Source organism: Petrotoga sp. 9PWA.NaAc.5.4 (assembly GCF_002895485.1).
Classification (GTDB): Bacteria; Thermotogota; Thermotogae; order Petrotogales; family Petrotogaceae; genus AZRK01.
On the sequence record NZ_AZRK01000002.1, the window covers coordinates 199,149 to 218,663 of the forward strand.

Consider the following 19,515-nt stretch of genomic DNA (forward strand, 5'->3'; position numbering starts at 1 on the left):
AACTATATTTTGTAAAATTTGGAGGTGTTCGGATGTCAATCAAAATATCTTTTATAGGAGCAGGTAGTGTAAGATACACAGTTAAATTAGTAGGAGATTTAGCTAAAACAAAAGAGTTAAACGGAAGCTTAGTGTCTTTTATGGATATAGATGAAGAAAGATTAAATGCTGTAGATAATTTAGCTAAAAGATATACCCAAGAAATAGGTGGGGATTTAAAATTTGAAAAAACCACTAATAGAGAAAAGTCACTTAAAGATGCTGATTTTGTTATAAATACTGCATTGTATAGAGCATCTGGTCATGAAGATGGATACGTTAATTATGAAATAATGAGAGATGTTGCAGAAAAGTATGGTTATTACAGAGGGATAGATAGTCAGGAATTTAATATGGTTTCTGATTATTATACATTTACGAATTATAATCATTTAAAGATGTCGCTTGATATAGCCAAATCTGTTGAAAAAGTGTGTCCGAATGCTTGGCTTATACAAACAGCTAATCCTGTTATGGAAATTACGCAGTTAATTAAAAGATTGACAAACGTTAAAGTTGTAGGATTTTGTCATGGAGTTGGAGGAGTTCATGAAATTTTTAAAACGTTAGGATTAGATGAAAAAGAAATAGATTGGCAAGTAGCAGGAGTAAACCATGGTATTTGGTTGAATAGGTTCATATACAAAGGTGAAGATGGGTACCCTATATTAGACAAATGGATAGAAGAGAAATCAAAAAGCTGGGAACCAAAAGATCCATGGGATACTCACTTAGCTCCTGCAGTTATAGACATGTACAAATTTTATGGATTATTACCTATAGGAGACACAACCAGAAATAGCACTTGGAAACATCATCATAGTTTGGAAGCAAAAAAGAGATGGTATGGAAAATTTGGGGGTATAGACAATGAAGTAGAGAGACCTAAATTCTATGAAGAATTAAGACAAATAAAAAGACTAATTATACAAGTTTCGAAAGATCCAAAGATAAAAATTACTGAAGGATGGCCGGAGGAATTTCCTAAAGAAAAGATGAGTGGAGAGCAACAGATACCTTTTATAAATGCTTTAACAAACAATGTAGAAGCAAGACTATTTTTAAATATTTTAAATAATGGGACAATTAAGAGTATTTCGAATGATGTCGTTGTTGAAGTTCCAGTAAAAGTTAACAAAAGTGGAATAACTCCTGAAAAAATAGAACCAGATTTACCAGAAAAAATAAAAAAATATTATCTAATTCCAAGAATAACAAGAATGGAAATGGCATTAGAGGCATTTATTACTGGAGATAGAAAAATATTAGAAGAAGTTTTAGTAAGAGATCCAAGGACAAAAGATTACGATGCTATTCCTAAATTATGGGATGAAATATTCAATTTGCCATTTAATAAAGAAATGAAAGAACATTATAAGTAAATTTATTAATTATGGGAGGAATAACTTTGGCATTTTTAGATGAAAATTATTTATTGCAAAATAAAACTTCAAAATTATTATATGAATCAGTAAAAGATCTGCCTATATTAGATGCACACAATCATGGAGATGTTAAAGAAATAGTAGAAAATAAAGGTTGGCAAGATATTTGGCAGGTAGAAGGAGCTACTGATCATTATGTTTGGGAATTAATGAGAAAAGCCGGAGTTCCTGAAGATAAAATAACAGGAAAAGCTTCTAATAAAGAAAAATGGAAGGCTTTGGCTACAGTTTTTCCTAAATTTGTTGGAAACCCTACTTACGAATGGATACATCTTGATTTAAAAAGAATGTTTAAAATTGAAGTTAATATTTCAAAATATACTGCTGAAAAAATATGGGAAGATACTTCTTTATTGTTAAAAAGTGAGAGTATGAAACCTCAACAACTTTTGAAAAAGATGAATGTAGAAGTAATGTGTACTACAAACGATCCTACTGAAGATCTTTCTTATCATGAGAAAGCAAAAAAAATAGAAGGCATTAAAATTCTTCCGACCTGGCGCCCAGATAAGGTTATGAATATTGATAAAGACGGGTGGCCCGAGTTTATAGAAAAATTAGGAGAGGTAACAAAAGAAGATGTTGGTACATTTGAAGGTTTTTTAAAAGCGTTGTACACAAGCCATAGAAATTTTGAAGATCTTGGTTGCGTTGCAAGTGATCATGGAATATTTCAGCCTGTTTCTTATCCGGTAGAAAAAACAAAAGTAGAAGAGGTTTATCAAAAAGCTATTTCAAGAAAAGAGTTAACAGGTCAAGAAATTTCAGATTTTAAGTCTTTTATTTTTCACGAATTTGGAAAAATGAATGCCGAAAGTAATTGGGTCATGCAGTTACATATTGGAGCTGTAAGAGATTATAGGGATAAATTGTACAGTATGTTAGGTCCTGATGCAGGTGGAGATATTTCAACTAATAATGTAGATTTGGTAAAAGGCTTGAGATACTTTCTAAATCAATACGATGAAAAACTCAAAATAGTTATATATTGTTTGGATCCTTCTTTATTTTCGACTGTATCTAGCATAGCAAGGGCTTTTCCAAATGTTAGTTTGGGTACTCCATGGTGGTTTAACGATAGTCCTTTTGGAATGGAAATGTATCTAAAATATATTGCTACAGTTGATTTATTAAGTGATTTAGCAGGATGGGTAACAGATTCCAGAAAACTTATATCTTACGGTTCAAGAACAGAAATGTTTAGAAGGGAATTATCTAACGTTATTGGAGAAATGGTCGAAAAAGGTCAAATACCAACACGAGAAGCGTTTGATTTGGTAAGAGAAATTTGTTACGAAAGGCCAAAGAAATTATTTTTTGAAAAAAATTAGATGTTAGGTTCAAGAAGAATTATTTGATAAAATACCAAATAACAATTGTAGAATTTGGAGGAAATAAAAGATGAAAAAAGCATCGTTGTCTTCCTTGAAAGAAAATAATGCCGCATTAATTTTTGAATCCTTAAGAATCAACGGTCCTATGACAAGGGCCAATATAGCAAGAGAAACTAATCTAATGCCTTCAACGGTGAGTTATATAACTAATCTATTAATAAGAAAAAATGTGTTAAAGGAAGTAGGGAGTGAAGAAGTTTCTCGAGTTGGTAAAAAAGGAGTATTGCTGGATATTAACTATGAAGATTTTTTGTTTCTTGGTTATGATGTAGGTTCTGCTTATTCAAGGGTAATTGTTTCAAACGGTAAGGGAGATATTCTTTATTCAAAAAGATTTAAATCAGAAAAAAATAATTTATTGCTAAAACAAATAAATGAAAATATTCAAGTTGTTGTTGGGAAATTTAATATCAAAGGAATAGGTATGGCATTTCCCGGATACATTGATTATGAAAGAGGTGTAGTTAGAAGATCGCATAATTTAGATATCGAAAATTTTGAAGTTAAAAAAATAATGAAAAAAGAATTTAAATTACCCGCATATGTAGATCACAATACTATTATGATGGCGAGAAGTTTAATTTCTAATAATTCTTACAAAGAAAAGGATTTTTGTGTTATTAATATTGGGCCAGGAATCGGAGTTGGTATTGTTGGTGATGGAAAAATATTGAGAGGTTATAGAAATGCTGCAGGAGAGTTGGGACATATAACTGTTAACTCTGATGGAAGAAAGTGTAATTGTGGAAAAAAAGGATGTTTAGAAACAGAGAGTTCTAGTAAAGCTATAGTGAAAACTTATGAAGAGTTATCTGGGAAAGAATTAAATTGTGAAGGAAATTGTGATTCAAGTATTGTGTATAAATTAGCGGAAAATGGCGATGAAAATGCTATAAGAACCTTTGAAAGAGCAGGTTATTATTTGGGGATAGGGATCGCTTCTTTAGTGAATATTTTAAATCCAGAAAAGGTATATATTGCTGGAGGAGTATCTTATGGCTGGAAATATCTAAAAACCTCTGTTGAAAGAAGTTATAGAGAAAACATATTCTATGCAAACAGAGAGGTTAAATTAGAATTACCTTCAATAGGTGAATATATAACAGCTTCAGGCGCAGCTACCTTTGCCTTTGAAAAATATATAAAAGAAGAATTGATTTCAAAGAAGTTGTGATTAAGGAGGATAATAGAAATGTTTACTAAATTACCAAAAAAAGGTGTTTCTTTAGGATTAGGGGATAGAATAGGATTAGCAACAAATGGACATATTAAAGTTGCTAAAAGTTATGACTTTTTTCCAGTTTTCGCTCAACAAAGTATTAGAGAATTGAACTTTACTGGAAGGACTTTTCAAGATGTAAGAAAGGATGTTTTGCTTGCTCTTGTAGAGGAAAATTATGTTGGAAATAGTGGATTTGACGGGGATCATTTAAAAAGCGATGAAGAAATACAATATGCATTAGATTCAGGAATAAAGATGTTGACATTGGATTGTTCAGAATATATGAATAATAGTAAGTCTCCTTTAAAAGAGCAGCTATTGGAGATATTTTACAATAAGTCTTTTTATGCAGGCGATATGGCGATAGAATATAACGACAAAGAAGAATTAGAAAAAATTGTTGCTACTTATTCGGGAGTTATTGAAAGAGTCGTGGATGTGTGGAAGAAGTTTGAAAAAGTTAATAAAAAAGAAGTCTCTTTTGAAATTTCAATAGACGAAACGGATATGCCTTCAGATGATAAAACTCATTTTTTAATCTCTAAGTATTTGTATGATGAAGGAATTACAATAGATACTTTAGCGCCGAAATTTCCAGGAGAGTTTCAAAAAGGAATTGATTATATAGGTGATATTGAAGAATTCAAAAAAGCGATAAAAAAGCACGATAAGATAGCTAAATACTTTGGATACAGGCTTTCGATTCATTCGGGTAGTGATAAATTTTCTATTTACCCATATATAGGAGAAATAACGAAGGGAAGCTATCATCTTAAAACTTCTGGGACAAGCTATTTAGAAGCTATTAAAATAATTGCGCAAAAAGATGCCGCCTTTTTTAAAGAAATTTGGAAAATATGTCTTGAAAAGAGAGAAGAAATGGATAAATATTATCACCTTTCGTGTGATCCTTTTTCAGTACCAAAAGATTTAAAACCCATTGAATATTTAAATAATCATGATGCAAGACAAACTCTACATGTTTCTTATATATTTGTGTTGAATCCTAAGTATGATTTTAGAAACAGATTCTTTGAAATATTAACTAAATACGAAAGTGAATATCACATGGAAGTTGCTAAATATATTGAAAGACATGTTAAAGGACTTAAAATTCCGGAAAAATCTAATATCTAAAATTAGGGAAAAAGGAATTATTTATGATTAATCATAAATAATTGTTTGTAAACTATTTTAATCAACCCAAATTAATGTTGACAAATAAACTTGCATTATTTATAATTTTACCGATTTTATTATAAGAAAATAACTTTCATTTAGAGAAAAAACACGTCAATATGTAAAAATATTGTTTTAATTTAAATTGAGTCGAGGGTGTAGCCTTCTCCCATTTTTCTGTCAAAATAATGATTGAATTAAATAAATAAAATTTTGTTCAAGATTAGAATTGTTTAGGTGTTTTAAAAAAGGTTTAAAACTAAAACTTTGATAAGGCTGAGTTTTTAAAATTTATAAAAATAATAAAAGTTTTTGTTGATGGGAGGTACATATGAAAAAATTAAAAGTGATGCAGCGGATAATTGATACAGGAATAATTTCAGTGATTAGAGCAAATTCTCCCGAACAAGCCCTTAATATAGCGAATGCAGTGAAAAGGGGAGGGATAGATGTTGTCGAAATAACGATGACTGTGCCTGGAGTTATAGAAGTTATTGAAGAACTTAAAAGGACTTATCAAAATGATGAAATTCTTATTGGAGCAGGTACTGTGCTTGATTCAGAGACTGCAAGAATAGCTATGTTGGCAGGAGCAGAATTTTTTGTAAGTCCTTATTTTAACGCAGAAATCGTCAAATTATGTAATAGATACCAAAAAGTTACAATGATGGGTGCAATGTCTATAAAAGAAGTGATAGAAGCGATGGAATCAGGTTCGGATTTTGTAAAACTTTTTCCTGGTAGTGCCTTTGGTCCATCTGTAGTTAAAGCTATTTTAGGGCCTCTTCCGTATGCTCCTATTATTCCAACAGGAGGAGTAAATCTTGAAAATGTGGGTGATTGGATTAAGGCTGGCTGTTTAGCAGTTGGAGTTGGAGGGGAATTAACAAAAGGTGTTCAAAATGGTAATTATGAAGAAGTTCAAGAAACAGCGAGAAAATTTGTTGAAAAAATTAAAAAAGCAAGAATATAGAATTTGAAATAAATAATGAAATGGGTGATTATAATGGATGTAGTAACTTTGGGAGAAACCATGGTTCTTTTTGTTCCTACTGAAACAGGGCCTTTGAAATATATTTATCAATTTAATAAGCACATTGGTGGTGCAGAATCAAATGTGGCCATAGGGCTTTCAAGATTGGGAATAAAGGTTGGTTGGATAAGCAAATTAGGTAAAGATGGGTTTGGGGATTATGTAGAATCTTTTATTAAGGGAGAAGGAGTTGATGTTTCACAAGTAAAAAGAGATGAAGAACATCCAACTGGTGTTTTCTTCAAAGAGAGAGTAGAAGTAGGTGAAAGTAAAATTTATTATTACAGGAAAGGATCTGCTGCAAGTTTTGTAGCACCAGATGATTTAAACGAAGATTATATTGCTCAAGCAAAATATCTACATTTAACAGGTATTACTCCAGGTTTAAGTGAATCTTGTTGTAAGGCTGTTTATAAAGCTGTAGAAATAGCAAAAAAATACGGTTTAAAAATAGTATTTGATCCAAACATAAGGTTAAAAGTATGGAACAATAAAGAACAAATGAAAAAAACTATTTTAGATATCGTTAGTAAATCAGATATATTACTTCCAGGGTTAAGTGAGGCAAAAATCTTATTGGAAATGTCCGACGAAATAGAGATATTAAATAAATTTTTATTACTTGGTCCTAAGATAGTTGTTTTAAAAGTTGGAAAGGAAGGTGCTTATTTAGGAACAAGAGATGAAATAACTCATGTTCCTGGATATAGGGTTGAAAGAATAGTGGATCCAATTGGTGCAGGAGATGCTTTTGCTGCAGGGTTTTTAGCAAGTTTAATAAAGGGATATACGTTAAAAGATGCTGTTACATTAGCAAATGCTGCTGGCGCTTTTGCGCTGACCGTTAAGGGAGATGTAGAAGGGCTACCTACGTGGGAAGATCTTCATTCTTTTTTGGGAAATGATGAAGAATTTACAAGATAAATAATATTAATTTTTTCTATTAATTTAAAAATATATAGTATAATTATGTTTAGATAATTTTTTAGGTAGGTGAATATTAATTCAAACTATTAAAAATGTTATAGCCATACTTGATTATATTGTTAATTCTCCCACTCCAGTAAGTGCGACAGAAATTACTCGCGAATTTGATATGTCGATTTCTAATGCCTATAAATACTTGGATGATTTGTACCGAGGAGGACTTTTAACTAAAAACAAAGATAGAACTTATGTTCCCAGTTTTAAATTGGTGGAATATGGGAGCATAATCTTAAAAAGGATAAATATTAGAGATCTGTCCCAACCCCATTTAGTTGATTTAATGGTTAAGACAGGTCAGACCGTTCATCTTGTGGTAAAAGATGGTAACGAAGGGGTATATATAGAAAAGATAGAAGGGCCAAACAGTTTACCTATGCTTTCCAGGATTGGTATGAGAATGAATTTATATGCAACTGGATTTGGGAAAGCAATTTTAGCCAATTTATCTGAACAAGAATTAGAAGAGTATTTAAAAACAGTAAAGTTAGAAAAAAGAGGAAAAAACACAGTGACGGCTCCGTTAGAATTAAAAAAGCAATTAAATCAGATAAAAAAAATGGGCTACGCAATAGATAATGAAGAAAATGAAAATGGTATTTTTTGTATAGGCGCTCCCATATTTGATTATAATAAAAAGGTAAATGCAGCTGTTAGCATCTCAATGAGTGCTTCTAAAAAAGAAGATCCGGTAATAGAAAAATATATATTTTATGTGAAAGATTGTGCAAAAAAGATTTCAAAACTTTTGGGATACAAAGATTAAAGTCCAATTATGGTATATCTCTTAACGGTTCAACTATTATAGTTTCATAGTTTTTATAAAGCCACATACCTGGTTTTGCACCTTTAGGTTTCCAAACATTTTTCTTTTGAGTGTAATCAACTGCTACATTAGAAGACATTTTTGCCTGTGAAAAAGTTGCTGCCAATCTTGCAGCATAACTGATAGCTTCTGCAGGTATGTTTTTTCCTGCAGATTTTATTATTACATGAGAACCTGGAACTTCGTGGGTATGTAACCAAAGGTCCTCTTTAGCTGCACTTCGAGTTAGTTCATCATTTTGTTTGTTGTTTTTGCCTATCAATATTTCAAAACCATTGTATTCAAATTTTCTGTATGTTGTTTTAACTCTTTTCTCTCTTTGGCTTTTTTTTGTTTCTCCTATTAAACCAACCTCTCTCATTTCTTCTTTTATTTCTGTTAAAGTTCCTATATCTTCGGCAGATTCCACAGTTTCTAAAAGTTGATATAAATATTTAAGTTCTGATTCTAACTCGTTTAATCTTTTCTTAGCAAATTCTATCCTTTTCTTTGTTCTTTTTATTTCCTTATAGTATCTTTCTAAATTTTGAGGAGGCGAAAGAAGAGGATCTACTTCGATAGTAACTTCTTTGCCGCTACTCCAATCATTTACTATTACATATCTTTCGCCTTTTTTAATTTTGTAAAGATAGGTTTGTAATAACTGCCCATTTTTTTCTAATTCTTCTAACTGATTCTCTTTTAAAATATCCTCTAAAATTAATTGTTTTGTTTTTTCTAATTTTTCAATTTGGCTTTTGACTCGTCTTTCTAAATCTTTTTTTGTTTCTAAAACTCTCGACTGATTTGCTCTTTCTTGAAAGACTTTGAGTAACGCTTCAGATGGATTTAATTTTATATATTTAAAACTATCAGGAGTTATCGCAGATATATCATACTTATTTTCATCAATATAGAAAAAAAGATAAGGATCTTTAAGGTCCTTTAGTGATCTTTCAACACCTACAATTTTAAGAAATTCTAAAGATTTTTTTGAAAATCCCATTAAATCATTAGAGTTTATATCTATGTCTTGTATTTGTTTTTCTAAAAGATTTATTTTAGAATCATCATAATATGGAATATATTTTATTCCAGGTGTTAAAGGTCTAAACTCATCATAAATTTTTCTAAAAGGTTCTTCTATTTTTCCTTCTTGGTTTACCAAAATCAAATTAGAATTTCTTCCCATCAATTCAAAGAAAAGTTTATAATTTCTTTTTTGAGAAGTTTCTTCATCATAACTTTCTATTTCGAAAAAACCTAATCTGTCTAATCCAAATTGTTTAATGTCCAATACTTTTCCATTTCTTAGTTTTTTTCTTAAATATTGCGCATAATTACCTGGTTGCATAGGAATATCTGGTTTCTCAGAGAGTAAAATGAGATAAGAAGGATTCTGTAATGAAAATAAAACGAAATAATGGGAAAATTGAAGCAATACTTGATAGTTTACAGGCTGATATATATTTTTTATTCGATCTCCAATAATATTAGGCCTTATCTCGTTTAAAATTTTATACATAACTATTCCATCAAATGGCAAAAAAATCACTCCTTCCATCTTTATTTTAACACAAAACAAGAAGGGCATTTCCTAATATGCCCTTCTTGTTTTTAATATCTATAATAATCTTAATTCTAAGTAGCTGAATTTTTCTTCCCTTTATCCATGAAACCAACAGCTAGGGAAATTATACCTACAATGAGATCTATCCATGCATGCCAATTTGGCATTGATGCCACACTAAATCCTGCAATAGCCATTATAACAAGATAAATCCCGGCAACTATCAACCATGGTTTAGACATATTACCCCCTCCTTACATTAGTAAGTTGAAAAGTCTTAAAATACATAAAACATAAACTTTTACTACGGTGTTTTTTAAACTCTATAAATTTTATCAACTTTACTTATATGATAAAAAAGATACATTACATAAAAACTAAAATTTAATTATTTTTGTGTTAAATACCTTGAATAAAAATATAATAAAAAATTTCTTTTGTTTGAGAGCCATGTTTAATGTTATAATAATTAAAATAGATAAAAAGTTTAAAGAAGGGGGATAAAAAGTGAAAAAATACCTTGGAATCCTTTTTTTATTGATTTTACTTATCAACGTTCGCTTTATATTTGCTAATAAAAATGTTCTTATTTTAAATTCTTATAGCACAGGTTTATCATGGTCAGATCAAGAATTAAAAGGTATATTTTCGATTTTAGACAACGAAAGAGACTTAGATATTTATATAGAATATATGGATTCTAAAAGGTTTGAATATAATAATAATGTTTTTATATTTGGAGAATATTTTTCTAAAAAATACAAAGATACAAAGTTTGATATTGTTATTACTTTAGATAATGCAGCTTTTGATTTTGTATTAGAAAATTATAATTCATTTTTTGATGGAACTCCTATAGTATTTGCAGGAATAAATTATTATCAAGAATATGAATTACAAAAATTAGAGTATGTAAGTGGTGTTGTTGAAGTTCATGAAATTGAAGAAACATTAAACTTAGCTTTAAAACTCCATAAAGACATTCAAAATGTTTATGTAGTAGTTGATGGTTATACAAAAACTAGCCTACTTTTTCAAAAGGAGCTAAAAAACGATATTATTCCTAATTTTCCAAACATTAATTTTATTTTTCTTTCTAATTCTTTAGAGGAAATAGAAGAAAATCTTAAAAATCCTGCGGAAAATTCAATCGTTCTTTTTCTTAGTTTCAATAAAGATGCATACGGAAATTATTATTCTAATGATTATATTGGTAAGTATATGGAACAGTTTCAAAGTATTCCTATATATACTACCACCAGTGTTTATATGAATTATAATGTTATCGGAGGAAAAATTGTAGATGCTTATGATCAAGGTCGTAAAGCAGGAAAAATTGCCTTAAAATTATTATCTGGGACTAAAGTACAAGATTTAGAAAGATATTATTTACCAGAAAATAAATATATATTTAATTATTCTGAACTGCAAAAGTTTAACATACCTATTAATTTTTTACCTAAAGATTCTATCATTTTAAATAAACCATCTTCCATAGTTGAAAATTATCCTATTTTGTTTTTTAGCATGATAATTTCTATAATCTTTTTAGCCGTAATAATATTTATTATAAGGTATCAGAACGTTAAGCTCAATGTGCTGCTTAAAAAAGTAGAAGAAAAAGAAGAAGAACTTCAAAGTTTTAATGAAGAGTTGTTAGCATCAAACGAACAATTAACTTCAGCAAATGAACAACTGATTGCTCAAAATGAAGAAATTGCTAATAATTATAAAGAAATAGAAAGCTTGAACTACAGAATCCAAAATTTGTTGAATATCATTTCCGAACTTGGGAATGAATCCTTAGGTATAGAAATATTTTTTGAAGAATTTTTGAAAACGTTGATAGCAGAAATTCCTGAAGCAGATTATGGAAGTATATCTATTATAGAAGGGGAGTCGTGGAAATTTTTAGCAGCTGTAGGCTATAATATAGAAGGGTTAAAAAGTTTGCCTTTGAAAAGAGAATATGCTGCTTTTACAGAAGAAGTAAAGATAATTTATAACATAATGTCTATTAATGAGAATAAGATGCCGCAAGAGATAGTTGATTTAATGGAACAATACACTAAACCAATTAAAGCTACCATGCTAAAAGCATTAAAAATAGGTAGAGATAGTTATTTAGATATATCGCTTGACATTAAACAAGAGAATGATAAAATTTTTACGGAAGAATCTGTGCGCTTTTTTGACTCTATTATAAATTTGGCTAAAGCTTTTTTGATAAATAAAATAAAGACTGAAGAAGTTAAAAAAGCGTATATAACTTTTGCAAGTAAATTAGCTACTATTATTGATTCTCATGATGAAAATAGCTATATGCACATTTATCGCGTAAGTGAATTGTCGGCATTTTTGGCTGAGAAAATGGGGTTTACTTCTGAGGAAGTAGAAAATATACGTATTTATGCTCCTCTACATGACGTAGGAAAGCTTTTTATTTCACCTTCAATACTAAATAAAAATGGAGGATTAACTGAGGAAGAATGGGAAGAAATAAGAAGACATCCGTTATATGCAGAAAATTTGTTAGAAGGAGAATACTTTGAAACAGCCAAAAAAATTGCTCTCTATCATCACGAACGTTACGATGGTAGTGGTTATCCTTTTAGATTAAGAAATGGTCAAATACCTCTTGAAGCTCAAATTGTAGGTCTTGTTGATGTATATGATGCGCTAAGATCAAAAAGAAGTTACAAGGAAGCTTTTTCGCATGAACAAGCCTTAGAAATATTGCTACATGGTGATTCAAGAACTCAACCTGATCAATTCAATCCCAAATTATTAAAAATTTTTAAAGAATATGAAAAAGAGATTGAAAAAATATATGAAAACTTTAATGAAAAAACTAAAAATTAAGCTATAATTATTTATAACTGTAAATTTTGAGAACTTTAAAAATAAGGATTTTTGAAAAAAGATTTAGGATTTCTAAAGATAGTATATAAAATAGTAAAAGAGGGGATCTATATGGTAGAAAAAGTTAAAGATAACACAAAACTAAATAAGTTAATGTTAAGATTTCAAAAAGTTGAATTAACGGAGCATTTAATATATAAAAAATTATCTGACTCTATAAAAGATGAAAAGAATAAAAAAGTTTTAGAAACTATTTCTCAAGAAGAATTAAAGCATTATAATTTTTGGAAAAGTTATACAAAAAGAGAGGTCAAACCCAACTCTTTTAAAGTCATATTTTATTTTTTATTGTCAAAAATTTTCGGATTAACTTTTAGTTTGAAGTTAATGGAAACAGGAGAAAAAAATGCACAATATTTTTATGATGTAATTTCAGGCATTATCCCCGAAGTAAAAAAAATAGAAGAAGATGAAGATAAGCATGAACGTGAATTATTAGAAATGATAGAAGAAGAAAGACTAAATTACGTGGGTTCTATTGTTTTAGGATTAAACGATGCCTTAGTTGAATTAACAGGAGCCTTGGCAGGATTAACTTTTGCTCTTCAAAATGGCGTTTTAATAGCAACTTCAGGTTTAATAACAGGAATCGCCGCTTCTTTATCTATGGCAGCTTCTGAATATTTATCCAAAAGGGCAGAAAATGATGAGAGGGCTTTAAAGTCAGCGTTATATACAGGCATTACTTATTTAGTCACAGTAGCTCTTTTAATACTTCCATACTTATTGATGCCCAATAAATATTTTATAAGTTTAATCATAACATTAATAATTGCTGTACTTATTATTTTAATTTTTAATTTTTACATATCTGTCGCTAAAGGGTTGCCTTTTAAAAGCCGTTTTTTGGAAATGGCTGGGATTAGTTTAGGAGTTGCTGGTCTAACATTTTTTATTGGGTTCCTTGTTAGGATAACTTTGGGAGTTTCCATTTAATTAGGTATTTTAAAAATAAGAATTTTTTAAAAATAAACTTTTGAATTTAAAGTGGGTTCAGGGTAGATTTTGAAATTTCTAAAGTGAGTAATTTAAATTCAAAGGAGGTCAAAAAATTGAAAAAGATAAGTACGAAAATAATTTTAACATCCATCGTGTTAGTTATTGTATTAGTTTCTGTTATTAGCTTTATTTCAATTTTTAGGTCCACAATATTGTTGGAGGAACATGTATTAAGTAACGCTCAAAACTTGAGCAATAGTATTGCTTCGGATCTTAATTCACAAATAAAAATTATTGAAACAATTGTCGATAATTATGCTGATTCGGCTTTTCTGGGTTTTGATGTTTTTTTAGCTAGTTTTTCAAATAGTGAGGTAATAAGGTTCTTAGATAGAGCCAAAGATGTTCCTAAAAATTTCTCTTTAAAGGTCGACGGAAATGTAAATTCATTCATCGTTTTTAATCCGGATATGCTAAGTACAAAAGTCTTGTATTCTCTTTTTTACGTGGAAAGTGAAGATAAAAGTATAAAAAACGAATATGTTAAATTGGACGATATATTTGTTCCTGAAAATAAAAAATATCAATGGTTCTTTGAAGCTCGAGATAAAGCTGAAGGAATTTGGAGCGATATTTATTATGACGATTACTTAAAAATGAACGTCATAACATATTCTGAACCATATTTTGACCCTGGAAGAGGAACTTTTGTGGGAGTTGCTGGAATGAGTTTTCCAGTTGAATATTTTGAAAGTTTGGTTAAGAGAGATTTAGGATATGAAAGTGCAAATTTGTATTTAGTTAATGAAAATTATGATATTATATATCATCCAAATTATGAGGCAGGTCAAAATATAAAAGAAGAACTTTTACCATATTTAGACTCAATAGAAACAAACTTACATGGTAATTTTTCAGAAAGTTTAAACGAAGAAAATTATCTTGTAAATTATGTAAAATTAGCTAATGGATGGAATATGTTCTTAAATCTACCTAAAAGTGAGTTGTACAAAGATATTAACGAACTTACTTTATTGATAATTATATTAACTATAATTGGTATAATTATAGCGATAATAGTAGCTTATTTGGTAGGTAATGGTATATCTAAACCTATAAAAGAATTTTCAAAAGTTTTGGCTGAGTTCGGTGAGGGTAATTTAGACGTGAAATTTGAAACTAATTCTAAAGATGAAGTCGGTGAAATGGCTAAGTCTTTCAACAAAGTTGTTAATAGTTACAAAGGAACTATTGAAACACTGAAAGATGCTTCAAACGAAATACAAGCGTCTTCTAAAATTTTAGGGGAAACTTCTATGGAATCCCGAAAAAACAGTGTTAAAATTTTAGAAGAAATTGAAAAAATTGAGATATCAACTGAAGAAAGTGCTTCTTCTGTACAAGAGGTAACCTCAGGGATTGAAGAAGTTGCTTCCTCTGCTCAAAGTTTATCAAATGGTGCACAAGAGTTATCAGATTCTGGAGAAAAAACTCGAAATGAAGTAAATAAAGGGATGAAAAACATAAATAATATATTCGAGAAGATTGAAATAGGTGCTGAACAATCTGAAGATACCAAAGAAAATGTCAAAAAACTTTTAGAAAAAGTTGATAATATCGGTAAAATAATTGATTCTATAAATTCAATAACAGAGCAAACAAATCTATTGGCTTTAAATGCAGCAATAGAAGCTGCTCGAGCCGGAGAAGCGGGAAGAGGATTTGCAGTAGTAGCAGATGAAATAAGAAAACTGGCAGAAGATAGCAGTGTTGCGACAAAAGAAATAGAAAGAATATTAGAAGAAGTAAAAGAAGGAACTAATGAAGTTAATAAATCTACTGAGAAAACGGTGAACACAATAACTAATATTTCACATGAAGCGGAAAGTATAAAAGATCAATTTCACTTGATACAAGATGAAGTCAATAATATGATCTCTAACGTAGAAAACATTACGGCGAGTTCACAGGAACAAAGTGCAAGTACACAAGAAATGAGTTCAGCGATGGAGAGAATTGCAAGATCCGCTAATGAAATTAACGATAAGCTTAAAGAAATTAAGGTGTTCATGGAGAAACAAGCTGAAGAAGCTAAAAGACTTAATAGCAATGCGGAAGAATTAGAAAAATTATCAGCAAAACTTCATTCACTTGTTGAAAGATTCAAGTTAGGAAATAATCCGGGAGGCGATAACATATAAAAAAAATTCTTTTTATATTTTATTCAACAATTATTTTTATCTCATCTTTTTCAATTTCGACAATTAAAGTAAATAATTTATTTGATGTATACAATGAAATATATACTACAGTTCCTGTTTTTCGTTTTATAAATTCGCAAGAAGGATTGGGTCAAGATTTCATAAAGGATTTTTTTTCTTTGACTTTGGAATCTAAGAGTAATAATATTCAAAATTTCCTAAATTCCTCGATAGTTATTTATATGGATAATAATATATCCTTTGAGGATATTTTTAATCCGAATTATTTTAATTTACTCTACAACCTGATTATGGATTCAAGTAGTATAGCTATATATTCGACGGAGTACGAAGTTTTTGACGAAATTTTCAAAAAAGTCTTTGGAGCTAAACAAATAAGTGATAATATATATACGTTAGAGAGTAAAAGATTTCTAATAGAAAAAGATGGAAAAGGTATATTTTTAAATATGGCACCTGTTAATGTCGAAATGAATCCTGATTTTACTATAACTGGTTCAACAATTAATTTGATGGGCCAAAATAATCTTTGGGATTTTTTTATTATTTCTGAAGCGCGAACCTTAATAGCTACATTTGAGTCTAAAGAATATAGGAAAAATTATAAAACATTTAGTGTTACTTCTTTAGAAGATAAAAAGATTTTTGGAGAGTCATTAAAGGTTGAATTGGTAAGAAAAGATGATTTTACTCAGTATTTTAGGAATTTTTTTCTTCCGGTGGATGAAGAAAGTGAATATTTTATAGATTATCTAAAGCAAATTATAGTTTATGAAGAGTTTGTAGCAGTGAGCAGTACTGGAATAACAAACAATGAAATTGCATTATTTTTTCAAAGCCCCTTAGATCAAAGTAAGTTAAGTACTTATATAATTCAAAGAAATTTACCTCGAGGAAAGATAGGAACATACAACTATTATCTTTTCACTCATGAAAGATCTGGAGAGCAATTATATTTATATACTCAAAATGAAGAATTTATAATTTCAAACATTGAACCAAATAGTATGAATGTGTATTTATCTGAAAAACCGAGATTTAAGAATTCTATATATTATAAAAATATTGATAATAAAGATGAAATTTTAAGTTTAACTGTTTTGGATCTTTCCAATTATATTTATCAAAATTTCTATGGATCTTTAGAAAGTTGGGTAATAATAGAAGAGTATTTGCAAAACGATGTTTATAAAATAAAAATTAAAATACGATAGAATGTTAATAATATGTAATATTAAAAAAGGAGTGACTTGATTATGCTTTTTGGATTAATTGATAAAAATAAAAGTCTGCTCAAAAAATATGAAAAGAAAACGAAAATTATAAATGATTTAGAAAAGGGAATAAAATCACTTAGTGATATAGAATTAAAAGGTAAAACAGAAGAATTTAAAAACAGGGTAAAACAAGGTGAAACGTTAGATGATATTCTGCCAGAAGCTTTTGCAGTAGTAAGAGAAGCGGCAAGAAGAACCATAAATATGAGACATTTTGACGTTCAAATAATGGGAGGTATGGCTCTTCATGAAGGAAAAATAACCGAAATGAAAACAGGTGAAGGAAAAACTCTTGTTGCCACTCTTCCTATTTATTTAAATGCTTTAACTGGTAAAAACGTTCATTTGGCGACCCATAATGACTATTTGGCGAAAAGAGACGCTAATTGGATGGGGCCAGTTTATGAATACTTGGGGCTGACAGTTGGTTATATTCAAGCAAATATGGATAAAGAAGAAAGAAAAAAGGCTTACCAAGCGGATATAACTTATGGTACTGCTAATGAATTTGGATTTGATTATTTAAGAGATAATCTTGTTTACGATATTTCCGAAAAGGTTCAAAGAGATCATTATTACGTTATTGTTGATGAAGCAGACTCTATACTTATAGACGAAGCAAGGACTCCTCTAATAATATCTGGACCTTCAGACACGCCTTCTGAACTTTACAGAAGATTTGCATCCTTATCTAAAAGATTTATACCAGATAAAGATTATACAATAGACGAAAAACAAAAGACAGTGGTGCTAACAGAAGAAGGTATAAGCAAGGCGGAAAAATTATTGTCTATTGAGAACTTATACGATCCTAATAATATAAAATATTTGTTTCACCTTTTGAATGCTCTAAAAGCTTTAATTTTTTTCAAAAAGGACAAAGATTACATACTTCAGGATGGGGAAGTAATAATTGTTGATGAATTTACAGGAAGGCTACTGCCAGGAAGAAGATATTCTGAAGGATTACATCAAGCTATAGAAGCTAAAGAAGGAGTAAAAATAAAAGAAGAAAGTATAACTTTTGCTACAATAACTTTTCAGAATTATTTTAGAATGTATGAAAAGTTAGCAGGAATGACAGGTACTGCAAAGACAGAAGAAGATGAATTTAAATCCATCTATAATACAGAAGTTGTTGTTATTCCTACCAATGAACCAGTAATAAGAGAAGATAAAAATGACCTTATTTTTAAAACTAAGCAAGAAAAGTATAAAGCAATAGTAGATGAGATTGAAAAAAGGTATAATAAAGGACAACCCGTCTTGGTGGGAACTACTTCCATAGAAAATAGTGAATTAATAAGCAATTTACTCAAAAAAAGAGGAATTCCTCATGAGGTGTTAAATGCCAAATATCATGAAAGAGAAGCAGAAATAATCGCAAAAGCTGGCGAAAAAAATGCTGTAACTATAGCTACCAATATGGCTGGTAGAGGAACTGATATTAAATTAGGTGAGGGTGTAAAAGAATTAGGAGGATTATTTGTTTTAGGAACAGAAAGACACGAAAGTAGACGTATAGACAATCAACTTATAGGAAGATCAGGAAGACAAGGGGACCCTGGAGAAACAAGATTTATTTTATCTTTTGAAGATGATATCTTAAGATTATTCGGTGGCGACCGAATGAAGAACATTATGGCTACTTTAAAAATAGAAGAAGGTCAATCTATAGAACATAAATTACTGAGTAATGTTATAAGAGATGCTCAAAAAAAGGTAGAAGGTATTCATTTTTCAATAAGAAAAAGATTGTACGAATTCGATTCTGTCATGGATAAGCAACGTTCAGTTATTTACAATCACAGGGATTGGATTTTGAGTCTTGACAATTATGATGATCACATTAAAGAAATTATAAATGATGTTGTAGAAAGAATGGTTGATAATGCTTGGAATGAAGAAGAAGAAAAAGTAGATAAAAAGACCCTTTCTGAAAGACTCCATCAATATATGATTATAGCAGATTTGAAAGGGAATACGCCTGAAGAAATTAAAGAAGAAGTTTTTAAAGTTTTCTGGCAAAGATATCTACAGAAAAAAGAAGAATTTGGATCAGATTTTAATAAAATAGCTAAATTTGTAATGCTTAGAATAATAGATGAAAAATGGAGACATCATCTTGACTCTATTGAAGCACTAAAAGAAGCTGTTAGCCTTAGATCTTATGGGCAAAAAGATCCTGTTATGGAATTTAAAAAAGAATCTTACCTACTTTTTGATGAAATGGTTGATAATATATATGAAGATATAGTAACTTATCTAATGAGAATCATAAAAGTGGCTCCAGAAAAAGAAGAGAAAGAAGCAAGAAAGGTTTACGCAAGTTTAAATTTTGTACACAATGATCTCTCTGCTGTAGGGGAAAGTAAAAATACGCAGAACGAAAAACAGAAATCTTCGTCTAATAAAATTAAAAAAAGATATAAAGTAAAAAGATAAAAGTTTTTACAATATAAGTGACTAGATTAAAAGAGGTGG

At 29.6% G+C, this 19,515-nt stretch carries 14 protein-coding genes; 12 read left to right on the forward strand and 2 right to left on the reverse strand.

Annotation, left to right across the window (positions count from 1 at the left end):
* Positions 1-32: 32 nt before the first annotated feature.
* The 7 genes from aglA to X924_RS02365 all read left to right on the forward strand — a co-directional run bounded on the left by aglA (position 33) and on the right by X924_RS02365 (position 8,062).
* Positions 33-1,421, forward strand: a complete 1,389-nt coding sequence (gene aglA, locus X924_RS02335; RefSeq protein WP_121957339.1) for an alpha-glucosidase AglA — start codon at positions 33-35, stop codon at positions 1,419-1,421.
* Between the two features lie 26 nt (positions 1,422-1,447).
* Positions 1,448-2,815, forward strand: coding sequence for a glucuronate isomerase (gene uxaC, locus X924_RS02340; protein ID WP_121957340.1), 1,368 nt, complete (start codon positions 1,448-1,450; stop codon positions 2,813-2,815).
* 70 nt (positions 2,816-2,885) lie between these two features.
* Positions 2,886-4,052, forward strand: coding sequence for an ROK family protein (locus X924_RS02345; protein ID WP_121957341.1), 1,167 nt, complete (start codon positions 2,886-2,888; stop codon positions 4,050-4,052).
* A gap of 18 nt (positions 4,053-4,070) precedes the next feature.
* A complete protein-coding gene (locus tag X924_RS02350) occupies positions 4,071-5,237 on the forward strand; it encodes a tagaturonate epimerase family protein (RefSeq protein WP_121957342.1) in 1,167 nt (388 codons plus the stop codon).
* A gap of 373 nt (positions 5,238-5,610) precedes the next feature.
* Positions 5,611-6,252, forward strand: coding sequence for a bifunctional 2-keto-4-hydroxyglutarate aldolase/2-keto-3-deoxy-6-phosphogluconate aldolase (locus X924_RS02355; RefSeq protein WP_121957343.1), 642 nt, complete (start codon positions 5,611-5,613; stop codon positions 6,250-6,252).
* 33 nt (positions 6,253-6,285) lie between these two features.
* Positions 6,286-7,236, forward strand: a complete 951-nt coding sequence (locus tag X924_RS02360; RefSeq protein WP_199172610.1) for a sugar kinase — start codon at positions 6,286-6,288, stop codon at positions 7,234-7,236.
* Positions 7,237-7,336: 100 nt separating this feature from the next.
* Entirely contained in the window at positions 7,337-8,062 is a 726-nt protein-coding gene (locus X924_RS02365) for an IclR family transcriptional regulator (RefSeq protein ID WP_255398000.1), read from the forward strand.
* 7 nt (positions 8,063-8,069) lie between these two features.
* Here the strand turns inward: X924_RS02365 and X924_RS02370 are convergent, their stop codons facing one another.
* Both X924_RS02370 and X924_RS10105 read right to left on the reverse strand, forming a co-directional pair.
* Entirely contained in the window at positions 8,070-9,647 is a 1,578-nt protein-coding gene (locus tag X924_RS02370; protein WP_158245282.1) for an NFACT family protein, read from the reverse strand.
* Between the two features lie 95 nt (positions 9,648-9,742).
* Positions 9,743-9,913 carry a hypothetical protein gene (locus X924_RS10105; RefSeq protein ID WP_158245283.1) on the reverse strand — a complete coding sequence of 57 codons (171 nt, stop codon included), beginning with the start codon at positions 9,911-9,913 and terminating at the stop codon, positions 9,743-9,745.
* A 265-nt stretch (positions 9,914-10,178) separates the two neighbouring features.
* Between X924_RS10105 and X924_RS02375 the strand changes: the two genes are divergently transcribed.
* The 5 genes from X924_RS02375 to secA all read left to right on the forward strand — a co-directional run bounded on the left by X924_RS02375 (position 10,179) and on the right by secA (position 19,476).
* Entirely contained in the window at positions 10,179-12,533 is a 2,355-nt protein-coding gene (locus tag X924_RS02375; RefSeq protein WP_121957346.1) for an ABC transporter substrate binding protein, read from the forward strand.
* A gap of 111 nt (positions 12,534-12,644) precedes the next feature.
* Positions 12,645-13,529 (forward strand): VIT1/CCC1 transporter family protein, encoded by an 885-nt coding sequence (locus tag X924_RS02380; RefSeq protein ID WP_121957347.1) that lies wholly within the window; start codon positions 12,645-12,647, stop codon positions 13,527-13,529.
* 116 nt (positions 13,530-13,645) lie between these two features.
* On the forward strand, positions 13,646-15,733 hold the full coding sequence (locus tag X924_RS02385; RefSeq protein ID WP_146255657.1) for a methyl-accepting chemotaxis protein: 2,088 nt from the start codon (positions 13,646-13,648) through the stop codon (positions 15,731-15,733).
* A gap of 242 nt (positions 15,734-15,975) precedes the next feature.
* On the forward strand, positions 15,976-16,968 hold the full coding sequence (locus tag X924_RS02390; protein WP_146255658.1) for a hypothetical protein: 993 nt from the start codon (positions 15,976-15,978) through the stop codon (positions 16,966-16,968).
* A 42-nt stretch (positions 16,969-17,010) separates the two neighbouring features.
* The gene (secA, locus tag X924_RS02395) at positions 17,011-19,476 is read left to right on the forward strand and encodes a preprotein translocase subunit SecA (protein ID WP_121957350.1); all 2,466 of its coding nucleotides are present in this window, start codon (positions 17,011-17,013) and stop codon (positions 19,474-19,476) included.
* The last annotated feature ends 39 nt before the right edge of the window (positions 19,477-19,515 follow it).

Excerpts from the sequence above, each read along its gene's own strand:
- aglA (WP_121957339.1), top strand. The coding sequence starts at position 33 with ATGTCAATCAAAATATCTTTTATAGGAGCAGGTAGTGTAAGATACACA.
- X924_RS02345 (WP_121957341.1), top strand. The coding sequence starts at position 2,886 with ATGAAAAAAGCATCGTTGTCTTCCTTGAAAGAAAATAATGCCGCATTA.
- X924_RS02350 (WP_121957342.1), top strand. The coding sequence starts at position 4,071 with ATGTTTACTAAATTACCAAAAAAAGGTGTTTCTTTAGGATTAGGGGAT.
- X924_RS02355 (WP_121957343.1), top strand. The coding sequence starts at position 5,611 with ATGAAAAAATTAAAAGTGATGCAGCGGATAATTGATACAGGAATAATT.
- X924_RS02360 (WP_199172610.1), top strand. The coding sequence starts at position 6,286 with ATGGATGTAGTAACTTTGGGAGAAACCATGGTTCTTTTTGTTCCTACT.
- X924_RS10105 (WP_158245283.1), bottom strand. The coding sequence starts at position 9,913 with ATGTCTAAACCATGGTTGATAGTTGCCGGGATTTATCTTGTTATAATG.
- X924_RS02380 (WP_121957347.1), top strand. The coding sequence starts at position 12,645 with ATGGTAGAAAAAGTTAAAGATAACACAAAACTAAATAAGTTAATGTTA.
- X924_RS02390 (WP_146255658.1), top strand. The coding sequence starts at position 15,976 with ATGGATAATAATATATCCTTTGAGGATATTTTTAATCCGAATTATTTT.
- secA (WP_121957350.1), top strand. The coding sequence starts at position 17,011 with ATGCTTTTTGGATTAATTGATAAAAATAAAAGTCTGCTCAAAAAATAT.